At 73.9% G+C, this 25,155-nt stretch carries 20 protein-coding genes; 6 read left to right on the top strand and 14 right to left on the bottom strand.

Features of this window, described 5'->3' with window-relative positions:
- Positions 1-112 precede the first annotated feature (112 nt).
- The 3 genes from ACIP9H_RS27805 to eccB all read right to left on the bottom strand — a co-directional run bounded on the left by ACIP9H_RS27805 (position 113) and on the right by eccB (position 2,558).
- Entirely contained in the window at positions 113-403 is a 291-nt protein-coding gene (locus tag ACIP9H_RS27805) for a WXG100 family type VII secretion target (protein WP_360916103.1), read from the bottom strand.
- 100 nt (positions 404-503) lie between these two features.
- A complete protein-coding gene (locus tag ACIP9H_RS27800) occupies positions 504-830 on the bottom strand; it encodes a WXG100 family type VII secretion target (protein WP_360916100.1) in 327 nt (108 codons plus the stop codon).
- Positions 831-1,028: 198 nt separating this feature from the next.
- On the bottom strand, positions 1,029-2,558 hold the full coding sequence (eccB, locus tag ACIP9H_RS27795; RefSeq protein WP_401591201.1) for a type VII secretion protein EccB: 1,530 nt from the start codon (positions 2,556-2,558) through the stop codon (positions 1,029-1,031).
- A gap of 257 nt (positions 2,559-2,815) precedes the next feature.
- Between eccB and eccE the strand changes: the two genes are divergently transcribed.
- The 3 genes from eccE (at position 2,816) to ACIP9H_RS27780 (ending at position 7,564) form a co-directional block, all read left to right on the top strand.
- On the top strand, positions 2,816-4,153 hold the full coding sequence (gene eccE, locus ACIP9H_RS27790; RefSeq protein WP_401591203.1) for a type VII secretion protein EccE: 1,338 nt from the start codon (positions 2,816-2,818) through the stop codon (positions 4,151-4,153).
- Positions 4,153-4,977: a hypothetical protein gene (locus tag ACIP9H_RS27785; protein WP_401591206.1), complete on the top strand. Its 825-nt coding sequence runs from the start codon at positions 4,153-4,155 to the stop codon at positions 4,975-4,977. The genes eccE and ACIP9H_RS27785 overlap by 1 nt, the downstream gene beginning before the upstream one ends.
- 331 nt (positions 4,978-5,308) lie before the next feature.
- On the top strand, positions 5,309-7,564 hold the full coding sequence (locus ACIP9H_RS27780) for an SCO5717 family growth-regulating ATPase (RefSeq protein ID WP_401961388.1): 2,256 nt from the start codon (positions 5,309-5,311) through the stop codon (positions 7,562-7,564).
- 80 nt (positions 7,565-7,644) lie between these two features.
- Here ACIP9H_RS27780 and ACIP9H_RS27775 read toward each other — a convergent pair whose 3' ends face one another.
- From ACIP9H_RS27775 to rimP, 9 genes are all read right to left on the bottom strand, one after another.
- Complete coding sequence (locus ACIP9H_RS27775) at positions 7,645-8,598, bottom strand: bifunctional riboflavin kinase/FAD synthetase (RefSeq protein WP_401591211.1); 954 nt, start codon at positions 8,596-8,598, stop codon at positions 7,645-7,647.
- A 130-nt stretch (positions 8,599-8,728) separates the two neighbouring features.
- Entirely contained in the window at positions 8,729-12,382 is a 3,654-nt protein-coding gene (locus ACIP9H_RS27770) for a serine protease (protein ID WP_401961385.1), read from the bottom strand.
- Positions 12,383-13,123: 741 nt separating this feature from the next.
- Positions 13,124-13,996, bottom strand: coding sequence for a tRNA pseudouridine(55) synthase TruB (gene truB, locus ACIP9H_RS27765; RefSeq protein ID WP_401591217.1), 873 nt, complete (start codon positions 13,994-13,996; stop codon positions 13,124-13,126).
- Positions 13,993-14,478 carry a 30S ribosome-binding factor RbfA gene (gene rbfA, locus ACIP9H_RS27760; RefSeq protein ID WP_401591220.1) on the bottom strand — a complete coding sequence of 162 codons (486 nt, stop codon included), beginning with the start codon at positions 14,476-14,478 and terminating at the stop codon, positions 13,993-13,995. Before rbfA ends, truB begins: the two co-directional genes overlap by 4 nt.
- 42 nt (positions 14,479-14,520) lie before the next feature.
- Complete coding sequence (locus ACIP9H_RS27755; protein WP_401961381.1) at positions 14,521-14,817, bottom strand: DUF503 domain-containing protein; 297 nt, start codon at positions 14,815-14,817, stop codon at positions 14,521-14,523.
- A gap of 144 nt (positions 14,818-14,961) precedes the next feature.
- Positions 14,962-18,114, bottom strand: coding sequence for a translation initiation factor IF-2 (gene infB, locus ACIP9H_RS27750; protein ID WP_401591226.1), 3,153 nt, complete (start codon positions 18,112-18,114; stop codon positions 14,962-14,964).
- Positions 18,115-18,274: 160 nt separating this feature from the next.
- The gene (locus tag ACIP9H_RS27745) at positions 18,275-18,553 is read right to left on the bottom strand and encodes a YlxR family protein (protein ID WP_360911311.1); all 279 of its coding nucleotides are present in this window, start codon (positions 18,551-18,553) and stop codon (positions 18,275-18,277) included.
- 78 nt (positions 18,554-18,631) lie between these two features.
- Positions 18,632-19,618: a transcription termination factor NusA gene (nusA, locus tag ACIP9H_RS27740; protein WP_401591230.1), complete on the bottom strand. Its 987-nt coding sequence runs from the start codon at positions 19,616-19,618 to the stop codon at positions 18,632-18,634.
- Between the two features lie 2 nt (positions 19,619-19,620).
- Positions 19,621-20,145, bottom strand: a complete 525-nt coding sequence (gene rimP / locus ACIP9H_RS27735; RefSeq protein ID WP_401591233.1) for a ribosome maturation factor RimP — start codon at positions 20,143-20,145, stop codon at positions 19,621-19,623.
- Positions 20,146-20,329: 184 nt separating this feature from the next.
- On the opposite strand from rimP, the gene ACIP9H_RS27730 reads away from it, so the two are divergent.
- From ACIP9H_RS27730 to ACIP9H_RS27720, 3 genes are read left to right on the top strand one after another with little or no spacing between them, the layout of a single operon-like run.
- A complete protein-coding gene (locus ACIP9H_RS27730; RefSeq protein WP_401961416.1) occupies positions 20,330-20,896 on the top strand; it encodes a hypothetical protein in 567 nt (188 codons plus the stop codon).
- 8 nt (positions 20,897-20,904) lie between these two features.
- Positions 20,905-21,333, top strand: coding sequence for a ferritin-like domain-containing protein (locus tag ACIP9H_RS27725; RefSeq protein ID WP_401591238.1), 429 nt, complete (start codon positions 20,905-20,907; stop codon positions 21,331-21,333).
- A 30-nt stretch (positions 21,334-21,363) separates the two neighbouring features.
- Positions 21,364-22,302 (top strand): aminoglycoside phosphotransferase family protein, encoded by a 939-nt coding sequence (locus ACIP9H_RS27720; RefSeq protein ID WP_401961376.1) that lies wholly within the window; start codon positions 21,364-21,366, stop codon positions 22,300-22,302.
- A 561-nt stretch (positions 22,303-22,863) separates the two neighbouring features.
- Here the strand turns inward: ACIP9H_RS27720 and ACIP9H_RS27715 are convergent.
- Entirely contained in the window at positions 22,864-24,540 is a 1,677-nt protein-coding gene (locus ACIP9H_RS27715) for a proline--tRNA ligase (protein ID WP_401591244.1), read from the bottom strand.
- A gap of 81 nt (positions 24,541-24,621) precedes the next feature.
- A complete protein-coding gene (locus ACIP9H_RS27710) occupies positions 24,622-25,155 on the bottom strand; it encodes a GNAT family N-acetyltransferase (RefSeq protein ID WP_401591246.1) in 534 nt (177 codons plus the stop codon).

Raw genomic sequence — 25,155 nt, 5'->3', positions numbered from 1 at the left:
TTCCGTCCTCCCGTTGTGTGCGGTTCGTGGGCCGAACCGCCGATGAGGGCGAGCACGTACGTCGTCCGTACCGCCCGCCCTCATCGCGTGTGACGCGGCCTGGCGCGCGCCATCAGCCCCAGATCTGCCGGTTCTTGTTCTCGGTGTCCTGGTAGTTCTGCGCGGCGGTGTCGAGGGCGCGGGCGATGGCCTCCAGCGTCTGGTGCATGGAGGCGGCGCGCTGGTCCCACTCGGTCTGCTTGGCGCGGTAGGCCTCCTGCGCCGAGCCCTCCCACGTGGCGGCGATCTTCTTGACGCCGGCCTCGAGGTCGTCCAGCTGGCGCTTGATGTTGTTGGCCGTCGTACGGACGTCCGTCGCGGCCTGGGAGATGGTCTGGAAGTTGACCAGGATCTGCCCGGACATGTGATGTCTCCTCAGATGTTGGATTCGGACGGGAACGGCAGCTGCGGCGTGCGCGGCCGCGCGCCCGTGACGGGCGGCGGGCAGCGGCGCACGGAGCCGGTCATCCGAACGGGTTGCCACCCTGGCCCGAGATGCTCTGGATGGACGCGCGCTGCTCCTCCTCGGAGGCGGAGTAGTTCCGGGTGCTCGCGTCGACGGCTTCCTTGATGTCGCCCAGGATCTGGTTGATCTTGTTGGCGTCCTGGTTCACCTGCGTCTGCAGGTTGTTGTACGCCGTGGCGGCGGAGCCCTTCCAGCCCGAGGTGATCGTGTCGATCACGGTCTGGAGGCGGCGAATCTCGCCCTGGATCGAGGAGTTGACCGTGGAGATACGGCTGCTGAAGGCAACCATCTCCTCCTCGGTCATGGTGAACTGCTGTCCAGCCATGTGTGGAGTCCCCCATGAGACGTAGAAGATCCGGTATGCGATCGGCGACGGTTGAGTGTCGCCGGTCTTCAACTCTAGCCAATACCCACGACAGGGCGAACAGATAACCGGTTCCGTATCGGGATCCTGACCGTCATCACCAAACCCTCACGTTACTGCGGGCGTTGAAGGGCGACGACGGTATTGTTCCGGTCTTGATCAGGAACCCTGTGCCTGTTTCGCGGCGCCTTCGTCGAGGGTCGGACCGGTCGCCAGAAGATCGGACCAGATCTTCGGCACGGGCACCGGGGAGTTCTTCCCGTACCCCAATTTGGTCTGGACGACACCGACTTCCGCGTCCTGTTTCGCGGCGCCGCCCGCATCGCTGTCGCCCGTCGTCGGCACCGAGTAGCGCAGACCGGTGTCGGTGACGAGGTAGATGGACCCGATGCGCTTGTCGGTGCCGTCGTACGCCTTGTAGAACAGGCCGCTGCCAGGGGAGACGTAGGTGTTCGTACCGCTCTGCGCCACGTCCCGGGGGAACTTGCGGCCCGCCCACATCGTCATCGACGGCTGCTGGGTGAGCCTGTCGTCGCCGCCGCCGTACACGCTGCACGCCACCCGGCGGCCGGTGTCCGCGTCCTGGGTGTTGGCCTGGGTGACCGCCTTCTCGGGCCAGCCGAGGTTGTTCAGATACGTCTCGCTCGCCTGCGCCGAGGCGACCTCGCCGATGCCGACGGACGCGGGCTGCGGCGAACCGGTGTAGAACGACGCCGCCTGCGGGATGTTGAGCAGCAGCTTCGCCACGAAGTCCGTGACCCGCACGACGCGGTCCTTCTGCACCACGTACTGGTCGTTGTTGGCCTTGAGGACCAGGCCGACCTTCGCGTGCTCCGGACTCAGTCCGGGGGCGGTGGACGGGGCGCCGAGGTCGGCGACGGGCGGGAAGTACAGGGCGCCGTTCCTGCTGTTGAGCGTCGACAGGAAGGCGGCGTCCACCTTCTGCGGCTGCGCGGAGGCACCGAAGACGACCTGGCGCAGGAGGTTCACGACGACCGGGTCCTGCCGGCCGGCCGGGTCGCCCAGCAGATAGGCGTTGCCCTTGTCGGTCACCAGGTACTGCGCGCCGCCGGGCACCTCGATGTACATGGCCTCGTCGTCGCGCAGCCGGTTGCGTCCGCCGACGAGCGCCGCCTCCTTGGGCTTCTGCTGGTTGATGACGAACACCGCGCGCTGCGTCGCCTCGTTCGTGCCGCCGCCCGGGGACTCGCACAGCGCCCAGGTCTTGGCCCTGCCCGCGTCGTCGGCGCCCGGCAGCCGGTCGGGGGCGTACGGGATGCCGATCGTGGTGCCCAGCGTCATCCCGCTGTTGTCCAGCACCGATTCCTTGACCTTGATGACCCCGAACTTCTCCGGGTCCAGGAGCAGCCGGGCGGAGGCGAGGTTGAGGACGGGGTGCAACTGCGGCTCGCCGTCGGTCTTCAGTACCACGTAGCGCGTGGTCGACTCGTCGCCGACGATGACCTTCTCGGCCGGCTTGTTCCAGCCGGTCGGCGCGGAGGGCTTGAGTATGCCCCAGAAGCCGAAGGCGACAACGATCAGCAGGGCCACGACGAGGCTCGGGGCGACGGTCCTGAGCGGACGCGGGGCCGCTTCCTCCGAACCGTGCGGCGAGGGCTGGAGAAACGCGGCCACCGTGCGCTTGCGCGCGAACGAGTAGGCGTTCAGCTCATCCCTGCGTGTCGCCATCCCTGCGTCAACTCCCCGTTGTTCGCTGCTGTGTCGGCGTGCCCGGCGCCGGGGCCCGCACCGCCGCGACGACGGCGGGGGCCGATGGGACCCCTACTATGCCGTGTGACGATCGCACCGTACGGTACGGGGTAGGGTGATCGGCCCGCCAGCCGCTGCCGGCGGCGTCCCGTGGGACGACCGGGGCCCGGGGCCCCGATGCGCACGCGGAGCGGCGGAGCAGACGTACGAACGGAAGCAGAAGGGTTGTACGGGGGATGACCACCGCGACCAGGTCCGGGCGCACGTCCGGGAGCCAGCCACCGTCCGCCCACGGCGGGCCGCCCGGGATGCCGGGCGACGCCACCCGCGCCCCGCGGGGCCGGTCCGCGGCCCCGGTGACGACCCGCCGGCCGGGCGGCATAGGCCCGGTCCGGGTGCAGCAACTCGTGCTGATTGAGCTGGCGTTCGCGCTCGTGCTGGGCGGCTGGCTGATCCACAGGGTGATGGGGCCGGTCGTGGCGGCCGCCGTCGCCCTCCCCCTGGTGCTCTTCGGCCTGCTGCGCAGACGCGGCCGCCCGATGCCCGAGTGGATGTCCGCGGGGCGGGCGCTGAAGGCCCGTCAGCGGCGCAACGCGGCCCAGGTGCCGCCGGGCACCGACCCCGGTTTCGTGCCCGCCGTCGAGTGCGATCCGGCGCTGCGCACCTACAGTTTCACCGACGAGCGCGAGCAGCGCGAGATCGGCATGGTCGGTGACGGCACCTTCCTGACCGCCGTGGTGCAGGTGCAGGCGGTCGACGAACCCCTGCGCCCGGCGCGCGGCACGCGCTCACTGCCGCTCGACCTGCTGCACGGCGCGCTGGAGGTGGACGACATCCGCCTGGCCTCCGTGCAGGTCGTCCAGCACACCCAGCCGGCGCCGGCGCCACACCTGCCGCCGCAGGCGGTGGCCGCGCGGTCGTACGCGCCGCTCCAGGCGCAGTCGCAGACCCCGGGGCTCCGGCTGACGTGGATCGCCCTCAAGCTCGACCCGGAACTGTGCCCGGAGGCCGTCACGGCCCGGGGCGGCGGCATGGCCGGTGCCCGGCGGGCGCTGCTGCGCGCCGCCGACCATCTGACGAGCCGGCTGGTGGGCGCGGGGCTGCGGGCCCGTGTGCTGACCGAGCCGGAGATCATCGCCGCGGTGGCGACGTCGAGTTGCGTGAACCCGCTGGCCACCACCGGCGGCGCCGCGCTGGACGGCAGCCGCCAGGCCCGCCGTACGTCGGAGAGCCCGCGCGCCTGGCGCTGCGACGACCGCTGGCACACCACGTACTGGGTGAGCCGCTGGCCGCAGCTGGGCGACCGGGCGACGGGGCTGCCGGACCTGGTCGGGCTGCTGACCTCCTCCCCCGCCCTGGCGAGCACCTTCTCGCTGGTCGTCGCGCCGGGCGGGAGCCGGGCGTCGCTGCTGTCGGGCTATGTGCGGCTGACCGGCCGCAGCGAGAACGAACTCCTGGATGCCCGCACCCAGTTGGAGCTGCGGGCGACCGTGTCCAAGGTGGGCCTGGTGCGGCTGGACCGCGAGCAGGTGCCCGGCATTCTCGCCACGCTGCCCCTGGGAGGTACCCGCTGATGGCGTCCCCGACCGTTCCCGCCTTCGGCGGACAGCGCCCCGGCGGCACCGAACCGCGCCCCTCGCACCTGCCGCTCGGCCCCGACCACGGCGGCCCCGCGGCCGGGGTCGCACCGCGGCGCTCCCTGCGCGCCGCCTTCGGGCTCCTCGGCCCGCGCCGCGACCGCCACACCCTGGCGACCGGGCAGCTGTCCGGCCTGTCCCTGCCGATCGGTGACGACGGTGTCGTCATCGGCGTCGACGCCACCGGCCTGCCCGCCGTGCTGGCCCTGAGCCGGCCGGCCCGGCTGGACGTGCTGCTCATCGGCAGCATGTGGCTGGCGCAGGTGCTGTCGCTGCGTGCCGCGGCGACCGGGGCGCGGGTGGCGGTGGAGACCGCCCGTCCGCAGTCCTGGGCGCCCATGGCGCAGGCGGCGGGGGGCGGCCAGCAGTGCGTGACGGTGCACGAGGTCGGCCGGATCGCGCCGCAGGGCCCGTCCGTGCAGAGCCCGGTGGTGATCGTCCGCGACTGCGGCGCCCGGCCGCCGCGCAGCCGGGTCGCCGCGCAGTCCTGGCAGTCCGTCATGACGCTGCTCCCCTATCTCGGCCCGACCGCGCCGCGCCTGCTGAACAGCGCGGACGTGGTCGGCCTCCAGCGGGTGTCCCCGCAGGAGGCCGAGGTCATCGGCCAGGTGATGGGGCTGGCGGAGACCGACGTCGCCGCGCTGCCGACCCTCGGCGACAACGTGACCATGTGGTGCACGCGCAAGCACCGGCAGTTCGTCATGACGCAGCCGACGGACGCGGAGACGGGACTGCTGGGCCCGGCCCGCCGGGTCGACTAGCCGCCGTGGCCCTCTCCCGGACGATGCGCTTCCGGGCCCGGTCGCGCACGGCCGGGGACGGGCGTTTCCCGTTCCCGGTGGCGGGCATGGGGCACAGGGGCCCGGTGCGGGTACCGGGACGTCAACTCGGCGGGGCCCGGCGCCCGTACGGGACAGGGCGGGCCCCGTGTCATGGTGCGGACCATGAGGCCAACGGCACTTGCCGTCCGTGCGGGGCAAGTGATTAGGCTTTTGCGGTGAGCCGCGAAAGGCTTGCCGCGGAACTCCATGACGGGGGAAGCGTGCCGTTCCCGACGGGCCCGGCACGTACATCAGTTGACCAGGAGGCACAGTGAGCAGCGATCAGGACGACATCCGCGCGGGCGCGGCCGCCCCGGACGGGGATCAGTCCGACGCGGACCTCACGGGTGAGTTCCAGATCGACTACGCGCCCCCGTCCTGGTACACGCAGCAGGCGGGCGGCGGTCCGACGGCCGCCGCGGGCGGCACCCCGCCGCAGCCGTCGCAGGTGGGGCCGCCCGTCGCCCCGGCCGTGACGCCCCCTCCCGCCGCCGAACAGCCCGGGACCGGCGGCACCGGGCAGACGCCACCGGCACCGCAGGTGCCCGACTCCGCCGCGGCCGCCGACCCGGAGCCGGAGGAGCAGGCGCCCGCGGCCCCGGAGCAGACCCAGGAGAACCGGCAGCCCGAGCCCGCCGCCGAGCCGCCGGCTCCGGGCCCCGCCCCCGCCCCCGCGCCGCAGTCCCTCGTACCGCCCCTGCCGCCGGAGTACCGGGCCGCGGCCGCACAGCAGCAGCCCCCGCAGCCGCCGCAACCGCCGCATCCCCAGCAGGGCTACGGCTATCCGCCGCCCACCGAGGGCGCGCCGTGGGCCGACCCCAACGCGCCGCAGCAGGCCCCGCCGGCCCAGCCCCCGTACGGCTACGGCTATCCGCAGCCCGCGCAGGGCGGTTACGGCTACCCGCAGCCCGCCCAGGGGGCGCCGTGGGCCGACCCCAACGCGCCCCGGCCGCCGCATCCCCAGCAGGGCTACGGCTATCCGCAGCAGCCGCCGGCGCCGTACCCCCAGCAGGGCCAACCGCCCTACGCACAGCCGCCGTTCCCCGGCCCCGGCCCGGCGCAGCCCCTGCCGCCGCAGGCCGGTCCCGACCCGTCGGCCCCGCAGCAGGGCCACGGTCAGCCCCAGCCGCCGGCTCCGCAGCCGCACCAGCCGCAGCAGGGCCGGCCGGACGCGGAGGCCCAGCCGCCGCAGCAGCAGCCCCCGGTCGACCCGCGGATCGCGACCGGCTGGGGAGGCCCCGGTCCCGGCCAGGACCAGCAGCAGCGCGTCATGCACGGCGCCCCGCTGGGCTACAACGCGGCCGTCGAGCTGTCCTCGGACCGCCTGCTGCGCCAGCAGCCCAAGGCACGCAGGAACAACAACCAGCCGTCCCGCTTCAAGATCGGCGCGAAAAAGGAGGAGCAGGAGCGCCAGCGCAGGCTGGAGCTGATCCGCACCCCGGTGCTGTCCTGCTACCGCATCGCGGTGATCAGCCTCAAGGGCGGCGTGGGCAAGACCACGACGACCACCGCGCTGGGCGCCACGCTCGCCTCCGAGCGGCAGGACAAGATCCTCGCCATCGACGCCAACCCGGACGCCGGCACCCTCGGCCGCCGGGTGCGCCGTGAGACCGGCGCGACCATCCGCGACCTGGTCCAGGCACTGCCGCACCTCAACAGCTACATGGACATCCGCCGCTTCACCTCGCAGGCGCCCTCCGGTCTGGAGATCATCGCCAACGACGTGGACCCGGCCGTGTCCACGACCTTCAACGACCAGGACTACCGGCGCGCGGTGGGCCTGCTCGGCCAGCAGTACCCGATCATCCTCACCGACTCGGGCACCGGCCTGCTCTACAGCGCCATGCGCGGCGTGCTCGACCTCGCGGACCAGCTGATCATCGTCTCCACGCCGTCCGTGGACGGGGCCAGCAGCGCCAGCACGACCCTGGACTGGCTCTCCGCCCACGGCTACGCCGACCTGGTGCAACGCAGTCTCACCGTCATCTCGGGGGTCCGCGAGACCGGCAAGATGATCAAGGTGGAGGACATCGTCGCGCACTTCGAGACCCGCTGCCGGGGCGTCGCCGTGGTGCCCTTCGACGAGCACCTGGCGGCGGGCGCCGAGGTCGACCTCGACATGATGCGGCCCAAGACCCGTGAGGCCTACTTCAACCTCGCGGCCATGGTCGCCGAGGACTTCGTGCGCGCCCAGCAGGCACAGGGCCTCTACCAGCACCCGATGCCGCAGCAGGGCGGCTACCCGCCGCAGCACGGACAGCCCTACCCGGCGCAGCCGATGCCGCCGCAGCAGGGCGGCTACCCACCCCCGCCCCCGCCGCCGCACCACCAGACGTACGGGCACCCGGCCCCGCCGCCCCCGCCCGTCCCGGGAGCCGTGCCGCAGGGCTGGACCCAGCAGCCGCCCCCGCCGCCGCAGGCCCAGCAGGCGCAGCAGGCGCAGCAGGCGCCGCAGCAGCGGCCCGAGGAGTCGGAGCAGCAGGGCGCTCCAGGACCGATCCCGCCGGGCTGGACGCACCAGCAGTAGGAGAAGTCCAAAAGACCGAGGGCCCGCCCCGCCGTGACGGCGCGGCGGGCCCTCGGTCGTGGATGCCCGGGTGCGCCCGCTCAGTCGGAGTCGTGCGTCTCCACGATCTCGCGGGCCCGCTTGACGTCGTCCGCCATGCGTTCCAGCAGCGCGTCGATGGTGTCGAACTTCTCCATCCCGCGCAGGTAGGCGAGGAAGTCCACGGCGACGTGCAGTCCGTACAGGTCCAGGCCGACGCGGTCGATGGCGTAGGCCTCGACCGTGCGCGCGGTGCCGTCGAAGGTGGGGTTGGTGCCGACGGAGATCGCGGCGGGCATGGCCTCGTCACCGACGTGCAGCCAGCCCGCGTACACGCCGTCCGCGGGGATCGCCGTGTGCGGCACGGTCTCCACGTTCGCGGTCGGGTAGCCCAGGTCGCGGCCGCGCTGCGCGCCGCGGACGACGACGCCCTCGACGCGGTGCGGGCGGCCGAGGATCTCCATGGCCCCGGCCACGTCGCCCTCGGCGATCAGGCGCCGGGTCATCGTGGACGAGAAGGGCTGGCCGTCGCCCGCGGCGCCGGTCAGGTACAGGTCGACGACATCGACCTCGTAGTCGTACTTCAGGCCCATCGCCGACAGGAACTCCACGTCCCCGGCCGCCTTGTGCCCGAACCGGAAGTTGGGGCCCTCGATGACGGCCCGCGCGTGCAGTGCCTCGACCAGCACCGTACGGATGAAGTCGCCGGGCGAGAGCCGGGAGAACTCGGCGGTGAAGGGGAGGATCAGCAGCGCGTCGACGCCGAGCTCCGCCATCAGCTCGGCCCGGCGGTGGTGGGCCGCCAGCAGCGGAGGGTGACTGCCGGGCCGCACGACCTCGCTCGGGTGGGGGTCGAAGGTGACGACGACGGAGGCCGCGCCGAGCTCACGCGCACGCTCCACGGCACGGCCGATGATCAGCTGGTGCCCACGGTGCACGCCGTCGTACGAGCCGATGGTGACGACGCTGCGTCCCCAGTCGCCCGGGACGTCCTCCAAGCCTCGCCAGCGCTGCACTGTGACCGCTCCTCGACCGCTGATGGTTGTCCGATTGCAGGTCCAAGACTGCCATGCCGGGCGCCTCACCGGCGCGGCGCCCCCACGGACGCGGCAGGCCGCGCGGCGTGGTGCCGCCCGCACAGCCCGTTCACGGGACCAGGGCGGTCGCCTCCGGTGCCCGGGCGGTCCGGGCCCCCGGCGCCGGCCGGTCGAAGGCGCGCCGGGCGCTCGGCCCGACGAGCGCGTCCCACACCCCGTCGGCGTCCGCCGCGAGCCAGCCGCGCACCTGGCGGGCGAAGCCGGGATGGGCGGCGGCCAGCTGCACCAGCCGGCGGTCGAAGAGCGTCGCCCCCTCGGGGGCGCGGCAGAGCGTGACACCGAGGCGGTGCACCAGGTCGCGGGTCAGCGGCGCGGGCCGCAGGGCGCAGCCCTCGGCGGCCGCCGTGAGCAGGGCATCGAGCACACCGTGGTCGCGTTCGCGCTCCAGGAGGACGTCCAGGAGCTCCTGGCGCAGCGGCCGCGAGGCGTGGCCGCCGGGCGCGGCCAGCACGGGCGCCAGGGCGCGCCGCACCTCGGGCGGATGCTCCCGCAGCAGCCCGGCGGTCAGCGGGAGCAGCACGGCGCGGACACCCGGACCGTCCTCCAGGCGGCGGTCGAGGTACTCCGCGACGTGCGCGGCGCCCTCGGGACGGTGCTCCAGGTGGTCCCGGACGAGGTCGGCGGCGCGGCGGGCCAGCGACTGGTCGCCGATCCCGGCCAGGGCGCGCAGCACCTCGGCGCCGCCCCCGCCCGGCTCGCGCAGCCGGGTGCGGAAGGCGGCGAGGACCGGTTCGGGATGGGTGGCCAGGGCGGTGGACAGCGCGTCGGCGGGCAGCCGCGGGTCGCCGGCGGTGAAGCGCTCCAGGGCGGCCGGCAGGTGGAAGGAGCGGGTGGCCGGGTCCCGTACGAGGACGGCGAGGGCGGCGCCGTGCAGGCTGCAGTCGGCGGGGCGGGCGAGGATCGCCAGCGCGGCGTAGCGCAGCAGGCGGCCGTCGGCGGGAACGGTGACGTACGGGGCCGTGCGCAGACTGTACGCGGCGGCGGCCACATGGCGTTCCGGCCGACCGTCGTGGGCCCAGCGGTCCACGGCCCGGCAGACGGCGGCCGGCTCGTCCTCGGCGAGCGCGGCCAGCAGCTCGTCGGCCCGCGGATGGGCGGCGGCGACCAGGGTCTCGGTGAGGTCGTCCACGGCGCGGTGCCGGTGGGTGTGCAGCAGGGCCTGCGCGGCGGTGGCCACGCTCGGGCGGGGACCGCCGGGGAGCGCCTGCAGCGGCCGCTCGTCGGCGAACCAGGCACAGACGGCGGGCAGCGCCTCGCGGGGCGCGGCGGCCAGCTCCTCCCCCGCGGCGGCCAGGAAGCGCTCCTCGTCCCCGCGCTGCGGCGGGGCGTCGGCGGGCAGCAACTGCCTCAGCAGCGCCAGCCGTTCGTCGAGCGGCAGTCGCAGCCGGCGCCAGAACCACGGCCCGAACTGCCCGAGCCCCGGCGCCTCCCGGAATCCCCCGGCCTCGATCGACCGGGCCGTGATCCGTTCCGCCAGCAGCCGCAGCACGTCCCGGTACGGCAGCGCGTCCGGCACCCTCAGCAGCGCCTCGCCGAGCAGGTGCGCGGCCCACCACACGGCGTCCGCCCGGCGCGCCCGCTCCCACTCCGGATCCGCATCGCCGCCGTCACGCGGGCGCGGCACCCCGTCGAGCAGCGGCAGCCCGCCGCCACGGGCGGTCGGCGCCGTCGCGTGCCCGTCGAGGGCGAGCACCAGTTCCTCCAGCCTGCGGGCGAGTTCGGCGGCCCCCGAGCGGCGGGCGGTCAGCAGCAGCGACTGCACGACCGGCCCGATGCGGTGCCTGGGCACGGGCAGCGAGCGCGGCGCGGACGGCGGCGCCAAAGGCGGCGCGGGCGGCACCGGCGGCGTGCCGCCCCGCCCCGCGGCGGCCGGGGGCCGCGACGGCAGCCGCACGGGGGCCTCCGCCGTACCGCCCGCCGGGGCCGACCAGCGGTGCACCAGCGCGTGCAGCGCCTGGTCCAGCTCCAGATGGCCGCCCTGGAGCCAGTCCGCGAACTCCTCGTGCGCGAAGCGGTATCCGGCGCCCGCGGGGACCACCAGGCCCTCGGTGAGCACCGCGGAGGCCCATCCCGTACGCCACGGGAACAGCTCCTCGAACGACTCCCGGTCCAGCTCCCCCTGCCCCGGACCCAGGCAGCGCCGCGCCGCCTCGTGCGCCCGGCCCGCCACGCGTGCCGCGAGGCGCCGCACCGCCGCGCCGCGCGGGTCGCCCCGGCCGTCCGCGGCCAGCCGCACCGCGACCCGCAGGCAGACAAGGTCCAGGTACGCTCCGAAGACCTCCGCCCGCTCCGGGCACCCCCCGCCGTCCTCCGGAAGCGCCGCCCGCACCTCCGACAGCAGCCGCAACGCCAGCGGATGCGCCTCGTCCTCCGCCGCCAGAGCCCCCTCCGGGACGCCGAACCGCTCACGCGCCGCGCGGGCCTGCGGCTCCGGCAGCGCCCCCAGGCGCACACAGGCGGGCAGCGACCGGGTGCCGGCACGCCGGCCCGGATCGTGCAGGACACCCCGCGGGAACAGCCCGCCCGCCTGCTCCCAGAACTCCGGGCGGCACGCCACGACCAGCCGCACCCCGGCCGCCCGCAGCCAACTCGCGGTCCCCGCCACCCAGTCCGGCAGGCAGTGCGCCAGCACCGGCGGCATCTCCTCGGGCCCGTCCAGCACCACCAGCAGCGGACGCCCGGCGTCCTCGGCCAAGTGGGCCACCGCGTCCGGCGAGGTCTCCGGCACGGCGTCCCCGGGCGCCGCCCCCGCGTGCACGATGCGGCCGGCCGCACGCAGCGACCGCTCCACCGCGTCCTTCAACCCACCGTCGCCCGCGTGCAGTTCGGCCCCGCGCAGCCACAGTGTCGGCGCGGGTTCGGCCCCCGTCGCACGCCGCACGGCCAGCGCCGCCAGCTCCGTCGTACGGCCGCAGCCCGGATCCCCCACCAGGCCCAGCACCAGCGGCCGCCCCGCCTCCCCGGAGCCGCCCTCCGCGAACCCCCGCAGCACCGCCTCCGTCGCCGGGCGCACGACCGGCTCCCGCCCCCACACCCCCTGCGGCACGCCGGCGGAGCCCACCGAGGTGGCCGTCAGCTGCAGCGCCCCCGCCAGATTCAGATACGCCCCGTACGCCGGGACCGTCGCCGCGTTCCGGTCCAGCAGCTCCCCCAGCCCCCGCAACGGCACCGCGAAACCGTCCGCCCGGTGCCCGGCGTGCAGCGCGGTCACCACCGCGCCCAGCACGGCCCCCGTCCCCGGATCGAGCACCGGCGCGCCCGACACCTGCGCATCCGGCTCCCACCCCCGCGCGGACAGCTCGTACACCTCGTCCAGCAGATGGAAGCGGTCCGTCGCGGTGTACGTGACGGACGCCGTGCCGACGATCTCCGCCTCCGTCCACTCCCGGCCCCGCAGCCGCACCCTGCCCGGCCGCACGGCCGCCGCGACCGGCAGCGGCGGCACGCCCTCCAGCCCCTCCACCGCCACGAGCGCCAGCCCGAGCGCGGGCAGCGGCGTGATGGCGTCCGCCTCCACGAGGATCGTCTGTTCGCCCCACGCGTGCAGCACGACGCGCACCAGCCCGTCGACTGCCTCATGACTCGTCACGAGCGTCCCGCACCCGCCGGCCGCCTCCGCGAGGAACCCCGTCCCCCGCGGCCGTCCGGCCAGGTCACAGACCCGCACCAACGCCCTGTCCACTTCGGCGGACCACACCGCCATCCGCGCACCTCCCCGCCACAGTGCCCGTTTCGACCGTAGACGTCCGGTGATCGTTCCAACAGATCCCCAGGTGAACGCGCCCCCTGGCGCTCCCTCTCTTCACTCCGAGCGCCTGCCCGTTGGGGTGAATTGATCTTTCGGGCTGGATAGGCACCACTGCGGGGGGAATCGTGCGGCGCGGGCCGCGAGGGGGGAGGGCCCGCGCCGTGCGCTGCGCTTCGCCGTACCGGGTTGTTTCCCCGCCCTCCCGCCCGTGTGCCCCATGAAGTCAGGGCGCCCCGACGCCAGTTGTTGGGGGGCCGGGTTCGGGGCCTCCGGGGCTGCCATTCTGGACAGCACATTTAGGTGCCTCAGGTACCCGGTTTGATCACTCCGGGTCATGCCCCCAAATATGCTCCAGTGTCCAGAACGCCACCCCTCCGACCCCGCCCCCTCCGTTTCGTCCCGCGCCTGATCCCCGGTGGGTGGTGTGAAGGGGCACCGTGCTCGGGCACCCGTTGGCGCCGCGCTGTCCGAGTGCGCAGCCGTCACCGCCCACCGACACCCCACCGGCCGTCAGTCGCCCCAACCGGCCCGGGAGGGGGTGCGCCGGGGTCCGCCCGCTGGGGGCACCTCCCAGCGGTAGCTGGGGGAGACGAGCGGAGACTGCGGTGCGCAGCGCGTTGGCGTAGACCGCGAGCGCCGTGGGGGCACCCCCGGCCGAAGGTTGGGGGAGGGCGGGAGGGCGGGGGAAAGGCCGGGTCAGGCGAAGTTCGCCAGGATGCGTGCCTGCCCCTCGCGCCCCTCCACCAACGCCAAGAACCTCCCGTCCGGCCCGAACACCCCCGTCGGCTCCGCCCCCACCGTGGCCGGCGCGTCGAGCCGGACCCCATTGGCGAGCAGACGGGCCGCCCGCTCGTCGACGTCCCAGCGGGGGAACGCCGCCGCCGCGGCCTCCGCGATGGGGAGGACCGCGAAGGACTCGGCCAGTTCCTCCAGCGTGCGGGCAAGGCCCGCCCCGTAGGGACCGACCCGGGTGCGCCGCAGCGCGGTGAGGTGGCCGCCGACGCCGAGCCCCGCGCCGAGGTCCCGCGCGAGGGCGCGGATGTATGTGCCGGAGGAGCACTCGACCGTGACGTCGACGTCCACGAGGTCGTCGCCCTCGCGCCGCACGTCCCGCACGACGAACGAGGAGACCGTCACCGGCCGGGCGGCCAGTTCGAACTCCTCGCCGCCGCGTACGCGCGCGTACGAGCGGACGCCGTTCACCTTGATCGCGCTGACCTTGGACGGCACCTGCATGATGTCGCCGGTGAGCGCCGCGATGCCCGCGTCGACGGCCTCGCGGGTGACCGCGCCCGCGGGGACCGCGGCCGTGATCTCGCCCTCGGCGTCGTCCGTGACGGTGGTCTGGCCGAGCCGGATCGTGGCCTCGTACTCCTTGCGGGTCAGCGCGAGGTGTCCGAGCAGCCGGGTGGCCTTCTCCACGCCGATGACAAGTACGCCGGTCGCCATGGGGTCGAGCGTGCCGGCGTGGCCGACCCGCCGCGTCCCGGCGAGCCTGCGGAGCCGGGACACGACGTCGTGCGAGGTCATACCGCCCGGCTTGTCGACGATGACAAGCCCGTCCTTCACCGTGCCTCGCCCCCGGCGCCCTCAGCGCCCTCGGCGCCTTCGTCATCCTCGTCGTCGCCGTCCTCGGCCGGCTTCCGGTAGGGGTCGGCCTCGCCGGCGTACGTGGCGTCGGTGGCGCTCTTGCGCACCTCCTCGTCGGCCTCGCGGGCCTTGGCGAGCAGGTCCTCGATGGTGCGCGCGTTCTCCGGGATCGCGTCGGCGACGAACGTCAGCGACGGCGTGAAGCGCACGCCCGTCTGCCGTCCGACCTCCGAGCGGAGGACGCCCTTGGCGCTCTCCAGGGCCGCCGCCGAGGCGGCACGCTCCTCGTCGTCCCCGAAGACCGTGTAGAAGACGGTCGCCTCCCGCAGGTCACCGGTGACCCGGGTGTCGGTGATCGTGACGTACCCCAGCCGCGGGTCCTTGATCCGTCGCTGGAGGGTCTCGGCGACCACGACCCGGATGCGGTCCGCCAGCTTGCGCGCCCGCGCGGTGTCGGTCATGCCTGCTCTTCTCTCTACTCTTCACTCTTCGGTACGTGAGTGTCAGTCGTCGTCGTCCCCGTGGATCCGCTGCCGAGCCGACAGCAGGTCCACCTCGGGACGGGCGACCATCCATCGCTCGCAGCGTCCGAGTACGTCATTGATGTGCCCGAGGTCCCCGGACACGACCGCCACGCCGATTTCGGCCCTGCGGTAAAGATCATGGTGGTCGACCTCCGCCACACTGACCGCGAACTTGCGGTGCAGCTCGGCCACGATGGGCCGGACGACGAAGCGCTTCTCCTTGAGCGACCGGACGTCGCCGAGAAGCAGATCGAAGGACAGCGTCCCTACAAACATGGGCGTCAGGTCAAGCCGACCTGTGGGGCCTCGTGGCGAACAGTGCGAACACTGCGAACAGTAAGCACCACACTAAAGGCAACGGCCGGGGCCGATCGACGGAATTTTTCTTCCACCGACCGGCCCCGGACACGGCACCAGCGATCAGACGCGCGGCTTCTCGCGCATCTCGTAGGTCGCGATGACGTCGTCGATCTTGATGTCGTTGTAGTTGCCGAGGTTGATACCGCCCTCGTAACCCTCACGAATCTCGGTGACGTCGTCCTTGAAGCGCCGCAGACCCTCGATGTTGAGGTTCTCGGCGACGACCTTGCCGTCGCGCAGCAGGCGCGCCTTGGTGTTGCGCTTGACCTCGCCGGAGCGGATGAGCACACCGGCGATGTTGCCGAGCTTGGAGGAGCGGAAGACCTCGCGGATCTCGGCGGTGCCGAGCTCCACCTCCTCGTACTCGGGCTTGAGCAGACCCTTGAGCGCCGCCTCGATCTCCTCGATGACCTGGTAGATCACCGAGTAGTAGCGGACGTCGACACCCTCACGCTCGGCCAGCGACGTGGCGCGGCCCTCGGCCCGCACGTTGAAGCCGATGATGATCGCGTCGGAGCCCGCCGCCAGGGTGACGTCGGTCTCGGTGACCGCACCGACACCCCGGTGGAGGATGCGCAGGTCCACGTCCTCGCCGACGTCGAGCTGGAGCAGAGAGGACTCCAGGGCCTCGACCGAACCGGACGCGTCGCCCTTGATGATGAGGTTGAGCTGCTGGACCTCGCCGGCCTTGAGCACCTTGTCCAGGTCCTCCAGGCTGACCCGGCGGCGGGACTTGGCGAAGGCCGCGTTCCGCTCGCGGGCGGCACGCTTCTCGGCGATCTGACGGGCCGTACGGTCCTCGTCGACCACCAGGAAGTTGTCGCCGGCGCCCGGCACGTTCGTCAGACCGAGCACCAGGACCGGGGTCGAGGGGCCCGCCTCTTCGAGCGTGTTGCCGGTGTCGTCGAGCATCGCGCGGACACGGCCGTACGCGTCGCCGACCACCATGGTGTCGCCGACCCGCAGGGTGCCGCGCTGGACCAGGACGGTCGCCACGGCGCCGCGGCCGCGGTCGAGGTGGGCCTCGATCGCGATGCCCTGTGCGTCCTGCTCGGGGTTGGCGCGCAGGTCGAGCGCGGCGTCCGCAGTGAGGACCACGGCCTCCAGCAGGCCGTCGATGTTGAGGCCCTGCTTGGCGGAGATGTCGACGAACATCGTGTCGCCGCCGTACTCCTCGGCCACCAGGCCGAACTCGGTCAGCTGACCGCGCACCTTCGTCGGGTCCGCGCCCTCGACGTCGATCTTGTTGACCGCGACCACGATCGGCACGTCGGCCGCCTTGGCGTGGTTCAGCGCCTCGATCGTCTGCGGCATGACGCCGTCGTTCGCCGCCACCACGAGGATCGCGATGTCGGTGGACTTGGCACCACGGGCACGCATGGCGGTGAACGCCTCGTGACCGGGGGTGTCGATGAAGGTGATGGCCCGGTGCTCGCCGTTGACCTCGGTGGCCACCTGGTAGGCACCGATGTGCTGGGTGATGCCGCCGGCCTCGCCCGCGACCACGTTGGTCTTGCGGATCGCGTCGAGGAGGCGGGTCTTTCCGTGGTCGACGTGACCCATGACGGTCACGACCGGCGGACGCGCGACGAGCGCTTCCTCGCCGCCCTCGTTCTCGCCGAACTCGATGTCGAAGGACTCGAGCAGCTCGCGGTCCTCCTCCTCCGGGCTGACGACCTGGAGGGTGTAGTTCATCTCGTCGGCCAGCATCTGCAGCGTGTCGTCGGAGACGGACTGGGTCGCGGTGACCATCTCACCGAGGTTCAGCATCACCTGGACGAGCGACGCCGGGTTGGCGCCGATCTTCTCGGCGAAGTCCGTCAGCGACGCGCCACGGGACAGGCGCACGGTGTCGCCGTTGCCGCGAGGCAGCATCACACCGCCGACGGACGGGGCCTGCATGGCCTCGTACTCCTGGCGCTTCGCACGCTTCGACTTGCGGCCACGGGCCGGACGGCCACCGGGGCCGCGGCCGAAGGCACCCTGCGTGCCACCACGGCCACCCGGGCCGCCGGGACGACCGCCGAAGCCGGGACGGCCACCGCCGCCGGCGAAGCCGCCGCCGCCACCCGCACCGGGGGCACCGCCACCGGGGCGCGGGCCGCCGAAGCCGCCGCCACCACCGGGACGACCGGCACCGCCGCCGCCACCGGGACGGCCGGCGAAGCCGCCGCCACCGGGACGACCGGCACCGCCGCCACCGCCGGGACGCGGGCCCGGGCGGGCACCGGCGCCTGCGCCGGGACGACCGGGACCGCCGCCCGTGGAGGCGGGACGCTGCGGCATCATGCCGGGGTTCGGACGAGGACCGCCGCCCTGGGGACGGGGCATGCCGCCCGGGGTCGGACGGGGACCGGACGGGGCACCGCCGCCGGGACGGGGCGCGCCACCGGGACGCGGACCGGCGGCACCCGGGGCGCCACCGGGGCGCGGGCCGGGCTGGCCGGGGGCTCCGCCACCGGGACGCGGCGCCTGCGGGCGCGGCATGCCGGTGGAGCCGGAGGTGAAGGGGTTGTTGCCCGGACGGGGACCGGCCGGACGAGCGGCACCACCCGGACGCGGCGCCTGGCCGCCCGGACGCGGAGCGCCGGGGCCGCCCTGACCGCGACCGCCGTCACGCTGGCCGTCGCGCTGACCGCCGTCACGCTGGCCGTCGCGCTGACCGGGACGCGGCGCGCTGCCGCCGGGACGCGGACCGGGCTGACCGGTACGCGCGGCGGGGCGCTCCGGGCGCTCGGCCTGGGCCGGACGCTCGGGAGCCGGGGCCTGCGGAGCCGGCGGGGCGGAGAACTCCGCCTGCGGCACAGGGGTGACCGGCGCCGGGGCGGGCTTGGCCGGTGCCGGCTTGGGGGCCGGCGTCGGGCGCGGACCGGGGGTCGGCGCGGAGCCGGCCGCGGGCCGGGGGGTGGGGGCGGGTCCCGCCGCCGGCTTGGGAGCCGGGGCAGCGGGACGGGCCGGCGCACCCGGAGTGGGGGCGGCCGGCTTGGCGGGCGCTGCCTTGCGGGGCGCCGCGGGCCTGGCGGCGGAGGGCTTGCCGGGGGCGGAACCGCCGCCGGGGCCCTGCAGTGCGTCAGTCAACTTGCGAACAACCGGCGCCTCGATCGTCGAGGACGCCGAACGGACGAATTCGCCAAGTTCTTGGAGCTTGGCCATGACGACCTTGCTCTCAACTCCGAACTCCTTGGCGAGTTCGTATACCCGGACCTTAGCCACTTCGCTCCTTCATGAGGTCCGGGGTGGTCGTCCGCCGGACCGTCGCTACTTCATGGGCGTACTCATCGCGTGCTCATCGAGTGCTCATCGCAATCTCGACCTACTTCCAACTCGCGGGGTACCTGGACCGCACGGTCGCCCGAGCGGTCTCCTTGCTCACTCACAGTGTCGCCTGCTCGACATGATCGCGGAGTTCCGCGGTGTCCAGCGGTCCCTGGGCCCGGAAGGCCCGCAGAAACGCCCGGCGGCGGACCGCCAGGTCGAAACAGACGGTGTCGGGGTGCACATAGGCACCCCGACCGGGCAGCGTACCGCGAAGATCGGGAACACAGGAGTCCCCGGCCATCACCACACGCAGCAGATCGTGCTTGGCCGCCCGCTCCCTGCAGCCGATGCATGTGCGCTCCGGGCGTGCTGGGCCGTGCGTCCGGCCAGACATCTTTAGTCTACCTCCCCGCGCCGACCTCACCCCTCTGGGTTATCCGGCGCACGGTCGATCCTCGATTGCCAACAGGTGCTACTGCTCGACCGGCTCGGTGTCCGGGCGGATGTCGATCCGCCAGCCCGTGAGCCGCGCGGCCAGGCGTGCGTTCTGCCCTTCCTTGCCGATCGCCAGCGAGAGCTGGTAGTCCGGCACGGTCACCCGGGCTGAGCGCGCAGCCATGTCGACGATCTCCACCTTGCTCACCCGAGCGGGTGACAGGGCGTTCGCCACCATCTCACCCGGCTCGTCCGACCAGTCGACGATGTCGATCTTCTCGCCGTTCAGTTCGGCCATCACGGCACGCACCCGCGCGCCCATCGGGCCGATGCAGGCGCCCTTGGCGTTCAGGCCCGAACGGGTGGAGCGCACCGCGATCTTCGTACGGTGCCCGGCCTCGCGGGCGATGGCCGCGATCTCCACGGACCCGTCCGCGATCTCCGGGACCTCCAGCGCGAAGAGCTTCTTCACCAGGCTCGGGTGGGTGCGCGACAGCGTCACGGACGGGCCGCGCACGCCCTTGGCGACCCGCACGACGTACGAACGCAGCCGCGTGCCGTGCTTGTAGTCCTCGCCGGGCACCTGCTCCTGCACCGGCAGGATGGCCTCCAGCTTGCCGATGTCGACCAGCACGTTCTTCGGGTCCTTGCCCTGCTGGACCACTCCGGTGACGATGTCGCCCTCGCGGCCCGCGTACTCGCCGAAGGTGATCTCCTCCTCGGCGTCCCGCAGCCGCTGGAGGATCACCTGCTTGGCGGTGGTCGCCGCGATCCGGCCGAAGCCGCTCGGTGTGTCGTCGAACTCCCGGGGCTCGGCGCCCTCGGGGGTCTCCGCCGCGTCCTCCTTGGCCCACACGGTCACATGGCCGTTGGTGCGGTCCAGCTCAACCCGCGCGTTGCGGCGGCTGCCCGGCTCGCGGTGGTACGCGATGAGGAGCGCCGACTCGATCGCCTCGACCAGCAGTTCGAAGGAGATCTCCTTCTCCCGGACCAGCCCCCGCAGGGCACTCATGTCGATGTCCACGGCTACGCCTCCTCAATGCTCTCGTCGCCGTCGGTATCGGCATCGGCCGGGTCCTTGCGACTGAATTCGATCTCCACCCGCGCCTTGGCGATCTCGCCGAAGGCGACACGGGCGGGCTTGGGCTTGCGCCCCTTGACACCGGGGACCTCGAGGTCGAGACCGTCCTCGTCGACCGCCATGATCCGCGCGACCAGCTCACCGCCGTCGGTCCGGTTCAGCTTGACCAGCCGGCCCTCGTTCCGCCGGAAGTGCCGCGGCTCGGTCAGCGGGCGGTCCACACCCGGGGAGGAGACCTCCAGCAGGTACGGCGTGCCGCCCATGGCGTCGGCGTCGTCCAGTGCCTGCGAGATCTCCCGGCTGAGGTCGGCGAGGGTGTCCAGCGGGGCGCCCTCGTCGGAGTCCACGATCACCTGGAGCTGGCGCCGGTTGCCGGCCGCCGTCACCTTGATCTCTTCCAGCTCCAGCCCCGTCTTCGCGACGAGGGGCTCAAGCAGCCCGCGCAGCCTCTCGCTCTGGGTGGTGCTCATCCGGGTGACTCCTCGGCCGCGTGTGCTGTTGTGGTGGAAGGTCGTGTGTCGGCCCAAAGCCTATCGGTTCGGGTGCCGGAACGACGATTCGGCGCCGCGGAGGGCGCCGTCGCGGGGCGCGCCGCCCGCGCCGGTACCCTCTCCCGTGGTGATCACGGGAAGGGGCACTGTGCCGCTCAGGAACATGCCGCGCCGGCGCGCGGTCCGCACCGCTCTCGTCCTGCCCGCCCTGCCGGCCGCGGCCGGGCTGCTCGGCGGCTGCTCCGACCCGCCGGGGCGGCGCTCCGGTGCCCCCGGGCCCTCCACGCCCTCGCCCGATCCCGGCGAGATCCTGCGCGAGCGGGCCGCCCGGGACAGCGGCGCGCTGCTCGCCCGCTACGACGCCACGGTCGCCGCCCACCCCCGGCTCGCCACGCGGCTGCGTCCGCTGCGGGCCGAAGTGGCCCTGCACGTCGCGGCGTTCGGGCCGGCAGCCCCCCGGCGGCCCGCCACCCCTTCGCCGTCGGCGTCGGCGTCGGCGTCGGCGTCGGCGTCGGCGTCGGCGTCGGCGTCGGCGTCACCGTCGCCGTCGGCCTCCGTGTCCGTTCCCTCCGCCGAGTCCGCGGCACTGGCCGCCCTCGCCACCCAGGAACGGACGCTCGCCGGCGAGCGGGCGGCCGCGCTGCTCGACGCCCCGCCCGAACTCGCCCGCCTGCTCGCCTCGGTGGCCGCGTGCGGCGCCGGGCACGTCCTGCTGCTCAAGGAGAAATGACCCCGCCCATGGCACAGCAGCAGCCGCTCGCGGCCGTCCAGGCCGCCCTCGCCGCCGAGCACGCGGCCGTCTACGGCTACGGCGTGGTCGGCGCCCGCATCGGCGCGGACCCCACCGGACGGGCCACCGCCGGCTACGACGCCCACCGCGCCCGCCGCGACTCCCTGCGCCGCACCGTCACCGACCTCGGCGGCGAGCCCGTCGCGGCCTCGGCCGCGTACACGCTGCCCTTCCCCGTCCCGGACCGGGCGGCGGCGATCCGCCTCGCCGCGGAGCTGGAGGACCGGGTCGCCGGTGTCTACGCCGACCTCGTCCGCGCCGCCACCGCCGGCCTGCGCCGCGAGGCCGCCGACGCACTCCGCGAGGCCGCGGTGCGGGCGGTGGGCTGGCGCGGCGGGAGCGTAGCCTTCCCCGGGCTGGCCGAGCGCGGCCGGTAGACCCGATCCGCAGGAGGGACAAGCCCCCGCATGACCCCGGCACCGCAGCACCTCGAACCGCCCGAGCGGCTGATCCGCACCATCAGCGCCTGGGAGGGCGACCCGGGCCGCGCCTGGCTCGCCACGCTCCCCCAGCGCGCCGCGGACCACCTCGCGCGGTGGGACCTGCGGCCGGAACGCGTGCTCTCCCCCGGCGGCCGGATCAGCATGGTCGTCCTGGTCCGCCAGGCCGACGGCACCCCCGCCACGCTCAAGCTCGGCCTCGTCACCGACGAGACCCGGCACGAGCACGCCGCGCTCGCCCGCTGGGACGGACGCGGCGCGGTACGGCTGCTGCGCGCCGACCCCGACGAGGGCGTCCTGCTCATGGAACGCCTGCACGGCGAGGTCTCGCTGCGCTCGCTGCCCGAGCCCAAGGCGATGCTGGAGGCGTGCGCCACGCTCCAGCGGCTGTGGGTGCCGCTGCCGCCGGACGAGGCCCACCCCTTCGCGTCCGTGGCCGACCACACGGCGGGGCTCGCGGCGCGGCTGCGGGAACGCGCCGCGCGGCCCTGCGTCGACGCGGAGATCCGGCCCCTGGTCGAGGAGGCCCTCGCGCTGCGGGACGCCCTGACGGGCGGGCCAGGGCCCGTGCCCGCTGTGCTGCTGCACGGGGACTACCACCACGGGAACGTGCTCTCCGCCGACCGCGTCCCCTGGCTCGCCATCGACCCCAAGCCGCTCGTCGGAGACCCCGCCTTCGATCTCGCGTGGCTCGTCCGCGACCGCCTGGAGACGCTGCTGGCCACCGGGGGCGCGCAGGCCGCGGCGCGGCGGCGGGTCGCCAAACTGTCCGACGCGCTCGAGGTGGACCGGGAACGGGTGCGGGGGTGGGGGCTGTTCCGGGCGGTCGAGGCGGGGGTCTGGGCGTTCTCGGTCGGGGACCGGGCGGGGGGCGAGCTGCTGCTCGAGTTCGCGGGCCTGCTCTAGCCTGTGCCGGGTCCCCTCCCCGCCCTCCCACCCGTGTGCCCTGTGAAGTCAGGGCGCCCCGACGCCAGTTGTTGGGGGACCGGGTGCGGGCCCTCCGGGGCTGCCATTCTGGACAGCACATTTAGGTGCCTCAGGAACTCTCGGCTGCGTGCCCGGGTAATGCACCCAAATATGCTCCACAGTCCAGAACGCCACCCCTCCGACCCCGCCCCCTGCGTGAGTTGTCGCGCCTGATCCCCGGTAGGTGGTCTGAAGCGGCACCGTGCTCGGGCACCCGTTGGCGCAGCGCCAACAAAGTGCGCAGCCGTCACCGCCCACAGACATCCCACCGGCCGTAAGCCGCCCCAACCGACCCGGGAGGGGGTGTGGCGGGGTGCCCCCGCAGGCGACGAGCGGCGACCGCGTGGTCGATGCCGAACGATGTGGGGGCAAACCGCGAGCGCCGAGGAGGTACCCCGGCGCGGCACCGACCCCACGGGAAACAGAGCGGGGCCCGCACTTACCGCGCCGGGCACTCGGGAGGGAGGGTGGGGAAAAAACCCGGCACGGCGAAGCGCAGCGTTACGCGGACAGGCGGGCCACCGCATCCCCCACGGTGAGCTCCTCGCGCTCTCCCGTACGCCGGTCCTTGACCTCGACGACCCCGTCCCCCGCCCCACGCCCGACCACCAGAATCGTGGGCACGCCGAGCAGTTCCGCGTCCGTGAACTTCACGCCCGGCGAGACTCCGGCGCGGTCGTCGACGATGACCCGGACGCCGGCCGCGTGCAGCTTGTCCGCGACCTCGAGGGCCAGCTCCGTCTGCAGTGCCTTGCCCGCGGCCACCACGTGGACGTCCGCGGGGGCGATCTCGCGCGGCCAGCACAGGCCCTGCGCGTCGGCGGTCTGCTCGGCGATGGCGGCGACGGCGCGGGAGACGCCGATGCCGTAGGAGCCCATGGTGACGCGGACGGGCTTGCCGTTCTGGCCGAGGACGTCGAGCTCGAAGGCGTCGGCGTACTTGCGGCCGAGCTGGAAGATGTGGCCGATCTCGATGGCCCGGTCCAGCTTGAGGCCGGCGCCGCAGCGCGGGCAGGGGTCGCCGGGCTCGACGGTGACGACGTCGAGGTACTCGTCGACGTGGAAGTCGCGGCCCGCGACCACGTTGCGGGCGTGGGTGTCGGGCTTGTTGGCGCCGGTGACCCAGGCGGTGCCGGGGGCGACCCGGGGGTCGGCGAGGTAGCGGACGCCGGTCAGGCCCTGGGGACCGACGTAGCCGCGGACCAGGTCGGGGCGGCCGGCGAAGTCCTCCGCGGTGACGAGTTCGACCTCGGCGGGGGCGAGGTGCTCCGCGAGCTTGCCGAGGTCGACCTCGCGGTCGCCGGGGACGCCGACGGCGACGATCTCGCCGTCGACCTTGACCAGCAGGTTCTTCAGCGTGGCGGAGGCGGGGACACCGAGGTGCGCGGCCAGTGTCTCGATGGTCGGGGTGTCGGGGGTGTCCACCTCCTCCAGGGCCGGGTGGTCGACGCCCTCGACCGGGGGCACCACGGTGGTGACGGCCTCGGTGTTGGCCGCGTAGTCGCAGGCGGGGCAGTCCACGAAGGTGTCCTCGCCGGCCGCAGCGGGGGCGAGGAACTCCTCGGAGGCGGAGCCGCCCATGGCGCCGGAGACGGCGGAGACGATGCGGAAGTCGAAGCCGAGGCGGGAGAAGATCTTGATGTAGGCCTCGCGGTGGAGGCGGTAGGCCTCGGCCAGGCCCTCGTCGGTGGTGTCGAAGGAGTACGAGTCCTTCATCTGGAACTCGCGGCCGCGCAGGACGCCGGAGCGGGGCCGGGCCTCGTCGCGGTACTTGGTCTGGATCTGGTAGAGGATCACCGGCAGGTCCTTGTAGGACGCGGCCTGGTCCTTGACGACCTGGGTGAAGATCTCCTCGTGCGTGGGGCCGAGCACGTAGTCGGTGCCCTTGCGGTCGCGGAGCTGGAAGAGCAGGTCGCCGTACTCGCCGGCGCGGCCCGTCGCCTCGTAGTTGTCGCGCGGGAGCAGCGCGGGCAGGAGGACCTCCTGGCCGCCGATGGCGTCCATCTCCTCGCGGACGACGCGGGTGACGTTCTCCAGGACCCGCTTGCCGAGCGGCAGCCAGGTCCACACCCCCGCCGAGGAGCGGCGGACGTATCCGGCCCGGACCAGGAGCTTGTGGCTCGCGGTCTCGGCGTCGGCCGGGTCGTCGCGCAGCGTCTTGAGCATCAGCTTGGACATGCGCAGGACCATGGGGCTCTCCAGGGGGTTTCGTGCCGTTGCGGCGAGGATATCGACCCGCCGGGCGCCCCCGGAAACCGATTACCTCAGGAGCGGCAGCCAGGCGCCCATGACGGCGTACGGGCTCGTCGCGCTGGGGAAGTGCACCGGGCGGGCGAGATCGGTGTAGCCGAGGGCGCGGTACAGGCGCCGGGCGCGGCTCTCGGTGTCGATGGCCGACAGGATGCTGCGCGGCTGGACGGCGGCGTCGGTGATCGCGGTGATGAGGGCGCGCCCGATGCCGCGGCACTGGAAGTCGGGGTGGACGTGCAGTTCGGTGATGGTGAAGGAGTCGTCGAGCCAGTCGTCGGTGCCGGTGCGGCGCAGGTAGGGCTCGACGACGGTGGACCACCAGTGCGTGCGGTGGTTGGGCATGCCGTAGACGAAGCCGGCCAGCCGCCCGTCGGGGGTGAGGGCGCCGAGCGCGCGGACCCCGGGGAAGCCGAGGTGGCGCAGCACGATCTGGCGGCGGATGGCGACTTCCTCCGCGCCCAGCCCGAAGGCGACCGCCTGGACGGCCAGTGCTTCGTCCACCCGTGCCGTCAGGTCGATCGGCTCGACCGCCACGTCATCCAT

This window comes from Streptomyces sp. NPDC088732, from assembly GCF_044751205.1.
Taxonomy (GTDB): domain Bacteria; phylum Actinomycetota; class Actinomycetes; order Streptomycetales; family Streptomycetaceae; genus Actinacidiphila.
The sequence above is the reverse complement of the archived record's forward strand: the minus strand, read 5'-3'. Positions and strand labels throughout refer to the sequence as shown.

Coding starts and splice junctions, on each gene's coding strand:
- ACIP9H_RS27805 (WP_360916103.1), bottom strand. CDS start 403: ATGTCCGGGCAGATCCTGGTCAACTTCCAGACCATCTCCCAGGCCGCG.
- ACIP9H_RS27800 (WP_360916100.1), bottom strand. CDS start 830: ATGGCTGGACAGCAGTTCACCATGACCGAGGAGGAGATGGTTGCCTTC.
- eccB (WP_401591201.1), bottom strand. CDS start 2,558: ATGGCGACACGCAGGGATGAGCTGAACGCCTACTCGTTCGCGCGCAAG.
- eccE (WP_401591203.1), top strand. CDS start 2,816: ATGACCACCGCGACCAGGTCCGGGCGCACGTCCGGGAGCCAGCCACCG.
- ACIP9H_RS27785 (WP_401591206.1), top strand. CDS start 4,153: ATGGCGTCCCCGACCGTTCCCGCCTTCGGCGGACAGCGCCCCGGCGGC.
- ACIP9H_RS27770 (WP_401961385.1), bottom strand. CDS start 12,382: ATGGCGGTGTGGTCCGCCGAAGTGGACAGGGCGTTGGTGCGGGTCTGT.
- rbfA (WP_401591220.1), bottom strand. CDS start 14,478: ATGACCGACACCGCGCGGGCGCGCAAGCTGGCGGACCGCATCCGGGTC.
- ACIP9H_RS27755 (WP_401961381.1), bottom strand. CDS start 14,817: ATGTTTGTAGGGACGCTGTCCTTCGATCTGCTTCTCGGCGACGTCCGG.
- ACIP9H_RS27745 (WP_360911311.1), bottom strand. CDS start 18,553: ATGTCTGGCCGGACGCACGGCCCAGCACGCCCGGAGCGCACATGCATC.
- rimP (WP_401591233.1), bottom strand. CDS start 20,145: ATGAGCACCACCCAGAGCGAGAGGCTGCGCGGGCTGCTTGAGCCCCTC.
- ACIP9H_RS27730 (WP_401961416.1), top strand. CDS start 20,330: ATGCCGCGCCGGCGCGCGGTCCGCACCGCTCTCGTCCTGCCCGCCCTG.
- ACIP9H_RS27725 (WP_401591238.1), top strand. CDS start 20,905: ATGGCACAGCAGCAGCCGCTCGCGGCCGTCCAGGCCGCCCTCGCCGCC.
- ACIP9H_RS27720 (WP_401961376.1), top strand. CDS start 21,364: ATGACCCCGGCACCGCAGCACCTCGAACCGCCCGAGCGGCTGATCCGC.
- ACIP9H_RS27715 (WP_401591244.1), bottom strand. CDS start 24,540: ATGTCCAAGCTGATGCTCAAGACGCTGCGCGACGACCCGGCCGACGCC.
- ACIP9H_RS27710 (WP_401591246.1), bottom strand. CDS start 25,155: ATGGATGACGTGGCGGTCGAGCCGATCGACCTGACGGCACGGGTGGAC.